Source organism: Vibrio owensii CAIM 1854 = LMG 25443 (assembly GCF_000817815.1).
Lineage (GTDB): Bacteria > Pseudomonadota > Gammaproteobacteria > Enterobacterales > Vibrionaceae > Vibrio > Vibrio owensii.
This window is the reverse complement of the sequence record NZ_JPRD01000110.1, coordinates 1-4,376: the sequence shown is the minus strand read 5'-3', so window position 1 is coordinate 4,376 and position 4,376 is coordinate 1. Positions and strand designations below refer to the sequence as shown.

5 protein-coding genes are annotated in these 4,376 nt (G+C 45.0%); 4 read left to right on the top strand and 1 reads right to left on the bottom strand.

Annotated features, from left to right (window positions below; genetic code table 11):
• Positions 1–76 precede the first annotated feature (76 nt).
• Positions 77–976, bottom strand: a complete 900-nt coding sequence (locus H735_RS29530; RefSeq protein WP_020198152.1) for a DMT family transporter — start codon at positions 974–976, stop codon at positions 77–79.
• A 150-nt stretch (positions 977–1,126) separates the two neighbouring features.
• Between H735_RS29530 and H735_RS29525 the strand changes: the two genes are divergently transcribed.
• The 4 genes from H735_RS29525 (at position 1,127) to H735_RS29510 (ending at position 4,309) form a co-directional block, all read left to right on the top strand.
• A complete protein-coding gene (locus H735_RS29525) occupies positions 1,127–1,579 on the top strand; it encodes an NUDIX hydrolase (protein WP_020198153.1) in 453 nt (150 codons plus the stop codon).
• Between the two features lie 17 nt (positions 1,580–1,596).
• Positions 1,597–2,184, top strand: a complete 588-nt coding sequence (locus tag H735_RS29520) for a GNAT family N-acetyltransferase (RefSeq protein ID WP_020198154.1) — start codon at positions 1,597–1,599, stop codon at positions 2,182–2,184.
• 173 nt (positions 2,185–2,357) lie between these two features.
• Positions 2,358–2,768, top strand: coding sequence for a GNAT family N-acetyltransferase (locus H735_RS29515; protein WP_020198155.1), 411 nt, complete (start codon positions 2,358–2,360; stop codon positions 2,766–2,768).
• 128 nt (positions 2,769–2,896) lie between these two features.
• Positions 2,897–4,309 (top strand): coniferyl aldehyde dehydrogenase, encoded by a 1,413-nt coding sequence (locus tag H735_RS29510; protein ID WP_020198156.1) that lies wholly within the window; start codon positions 2,897–2,899, stop codon positions 4,307–4,309.
• The last annotated feature ends 67 nt before the right edge of the window (positions 4,310–4,376 follow it).

Sequence of the window (4,376 nt, the reverse complement as noted above, 5' to 3'; positions counted from 1 at the left end):
TAAGTGAACGGCATTAGAGTGATGCTCTGGCTTTATTGTTTTTCGATCAAACGAAACGTAAGTAGAAAGGCGATTGCTATCGTTTTATAAACGGCAACTTGAAATGCTGACCAAATACGTTGATTAGCGCGCCTGTTACGATTAATGCGCCACCTAAGTATGTCCACGCCGAAGGTAATTCACCAAAGAAGACGATGCCCAAAACGACAGAGAAAATGATCTGTACATAAGAATAAGCCGATGCTTTTCCTGCTTCTTGTGTTTGCATTGCTTTCGTGAGGCCCAGTTGTCCTATTTGCGTAAAGACGCCGACTAAAACGAGCATCATGGTCAGATACAAATCTGGCATGACGAATTGATCCCCAATCAAAAGAATCGATGCAGGCAGCGCCACCAACGGGAAGTAAAAAATGATCACCGAGCTGTCTTCTGTCTGGCTTAGCTTACGCACGATCACATATGCAATAGAGCTGCCAAAGGCGCCTAAGATGGCGATCATCACACTGAACATGGGTAAAGCATGTTCGGCGTCTGGGCCGGTTTCTGGCCTCACCATCACGTATACCCCAAGCAAACACAGGGCGATACAGATAAACGTCGAAGACTGGATACGTTCTTTAAGGAAGAAAACCGCAAGTAAGGCAGTAAATACAGGGTGGATGTACTGGAAAATGGTCGCTTCAGCTAGTGGTAGCGTTGTAACGGAATAGTACACGCACATCAAAGCCATGGTGCCTACAGCGCCTCGCGCGAAAAGGAGAGGCTTATTATTACCCCAAACCGAAATACCTTTGCGTTTTACATCAAGATAGCTGATCACCAATGAGACCAGTGCCCTTGCTGCTACGATTTCAAATACAGGAATGCCGTGCAAGCTAACATGCTTTACGGTGGCAGACATTAGTGCAAAGCCAAAAGCGGACAGCACCATAAAGCGCACGCCAATGGGAATCATCGAATTGATTGAGTTAGGCATCTTACTGCTCGTTTATTGAGGGAGATCGCACTTTAGCATACTAGACTGACAAAAAGATCAGCACCTTGTGATTAAGACTCCGGATCTTCTTGAACCAAGGTAGACTGTCTCGTTCAGATATAAAAACAATAAATACATAAGGAGAAAGGGATGATTCCTATTCAAGCAACGCATGTGTCTGGTGTGGTGATTTCCGAATTCGACGGCATAAAGAAAATGCTGTTGTTAGAGCGAGTTAAAGGTGGTTATTGGTGTCATGTCGCTGGTGGTGTGGAAGAGGGCGAAACTGGCTGGCAAACTATTGTGCGAGAGCTTAAGGAAGAGACACAAATCGAAGATGTTGAGCTACATAGCGCAGATTTTTTAGAACAGTTTTATGAGGCACACAAGAATCGAATCATGGTCATTCCTTGTTTTGTCTTGTTCTGCAAACCGAACCAAACGGTGACACTAAATCACGAACATACTGATTATCGTTGGTGTACATTAGAAGAAGCCAAACAGCTCGCACCATTTGCCAATCAACATCAACTATACGAGCATGTATGGAAGCACTATGTTGAAAGCAAACCTTCGCCATTCACAGTGATTAAACAAAAGTAGGTCAACGAGTTCTCTAGATGTACCAAGGATATGAAAAACACCAATTGCGACAAATCACAGAGCGCATTTCCATTGAGCCTTTATTGACGAAGCATGCGACCCCTTTGCTTGCTGCGGTGAATAAGAGCCGTGAACACTTGTCACAATATTTGCCTTGGACGGATTGGGTGACGAATCGCAGAGAAGCCGTCGCTTATATATCTCACCGTATTAACTCTAACGCGTTTGAGGCGTATTGGTTTGCCATTCGCCTCGATCAGAACTTTGTTGGTGTGCTAGGTATGAAAGGCGTGAACCAAGAAACGGGTGTGGCGGAAGTGGGATATTGGCTTGCCGAACAGGGGCGTGGTCATCGCATTATTGATCACGTTTTATCTGTTCTATTGCCATTGGTTCGTGAGCGAGGGCAGACAAGTGCGATTCAATTCCATTGTATGGAAGGCAATGTTCCGAGCATCAAGATTGCAGAGCGAGCAGGGGCGGTATTAAAGGAATACATAGACCATGATTTTGAAATGCTCGACTCTCGTCAGAGGTTAGGAGTTTATGAGTTGGTATTTGAAGCACAGCACGAGACGAGCTATTCGTTTGAAGGGCGTGTATAACCGCAACAAATTTGAGCCTACTGGAAAAGGGGCGTGATGGTTGTAAATTGTTCGATTTAAGCCTTTGTCACAAATTACAAACTGCATTCAGGTTTTAGTGATAAGAAACTTATCATGTTCGAAAAGATAATCCATTATTGCAGCGATGAATGAGTACTCATTGGTATTTAGAGATGGAAATTGCAATTAACCGGATCACGTGGCAGCAAGCCATGCCTATCCGACACCAAGTATTATGGCCTAACAAGCCTGTGGAACATTGCCACGTAGAGGGTGATGAAGAAGCAGAGCATTATGGTGCGTTTGTTGATGACGTTTTAGTCGGCGTTGCGTCGATATACCTTGACGACAATCAAGCTCGGCTGCGTAAGTTCGCCATATTACCTGACTATCAAGGGCAAGGTATTGGCTCTTCAATGGTTCGCTATATTTTGGTGAACTTGAAGCTATCTCGTGTCGAGTATTTTTGGTGTGATGCAAGAGAATCGGCGCTCATCTTTTACGAACGTTTTGGAATGCATACAGAAGGTGAACGTTTTTACAAATCGGAAGTGCCGTATTTTAAAATGAAGCTTGCGCTCTAATGAACAGAAATCTGAGTTTCAACTCTAACTTCCTAACCTCTTAAATAGTCACAATGTTGCACCTATGTTAAGTTTAAATCGTACATAAGTGCGACATTGCCAGTTGTCAGGGGTACAAGGAGAAAATCATGAATGCGATCGTAGACGTCGAAGTTGGTCAACTGCTGCAACAAAAGTTAGATAAGCTCAAAGCCGGATACAACACGGATCCTTATCCGAGCTTGGATTCGAGAAAGCAAAAGCTGACTCTCCTTAAACAAACCATCTTAAATAACCAGCAAGACTTGGTGGAAGCGTTAAGCGCCGATTTCGGTTATCGCTCTGAATTTGATACGGCAATGACGGATGTATTGCCGACGGTTGCGCAAATCAATTACACCCTGAAACGCCTCAATAAATGGTGTAAGCCAAGTCGTCGTCATGCAGGTTTGTTGCTTGCTCCTTCAAAAGTCACCGTTGAATATCAACCGGTTGGCGTGGTTGGCATCATTTCGCCTTGGAACTTCCCAGTCATTCTCAGTTTATCGCCATTAGTGACCGCGCTTGCAGCTGGTAACCGAGTGATGATGAAACTCTCTGAATTCACCCCTATGACCAACAAAGTGATTTCTGAGATTTGTCGAGCATTGCCTGAAGATGTTGAAGTCGTAGAGGGCGAAGCGGAAGTTGCTCAAGCGTTCAGTAAATTGCCGTTTGATCATCTGCTGTTTACAGGATCAACCAACGTTGGTCGCGCGGTTGCTCGTGCTGCTGCTGAGAATTTAACTCCAATTACGTTGGAGCTCGGTGGTAAGTCTCCGGTGATCGTGGCAGATGACGCGAACTTGAACAAAGCGGTTGATGCGATTCTATTTGGTAAATGCATCAATGCTGGACAAATCTGTGTTGCACCAGATTATGCCTATGTACCAGAGGGAAGAATCAACGAGTTTGTCGCGCTGTTCCTACAACGGTTTGAAGCGCTGTACCTCAAAGGTCAGAACGACCAAGGTTTTACTCATATCATCAATCAACGTCAGTACGACCGCTTAAAGGCGGTATTGGAAGATGCCAGCGCCAAGGGTGCAGAAATACACACAGTGTCAGAGACGAGTGCAGAGGGTCGACTACTATATCCGCACCTAGTGACCAATGTTTCGGAAGAGATGACCATTATGCAGGAAGAGATTTTTGGTCCCCTTATGCCTATTAAGCCTTACCGTGAGATCCAAGAGGCCATCGACTACATCAACCAGAATCAACGCCCACTTGCGCTCTACATCATGTCAGAAGATAAGAGTGTTATTGAGCGTATTACCCGTAATACCCATAGTGGCGGGGTTGGGGTGAATGACACCATCTTACACGTTGGTGCGGAAGATGCGCCATTTGGTGGTATTGGTGAATCTGGTATCGGCCACTACCATGGCGAAGAAGGATTTAGAACCTTTAGCCACGCCAAAACCGTTCTAAATACACCAACGTGGTTACCTCGTGTAGGTATGTTGATGGAACGACCTGGCATGGCAATCAAAGCATTACAGAAATTCTTTATGCGTTAAGGCGACTGACATTGGAACACCCAAGAATAAGAAAACCGCCCAGTGAGGTAATGCCGATCAGTTAAGA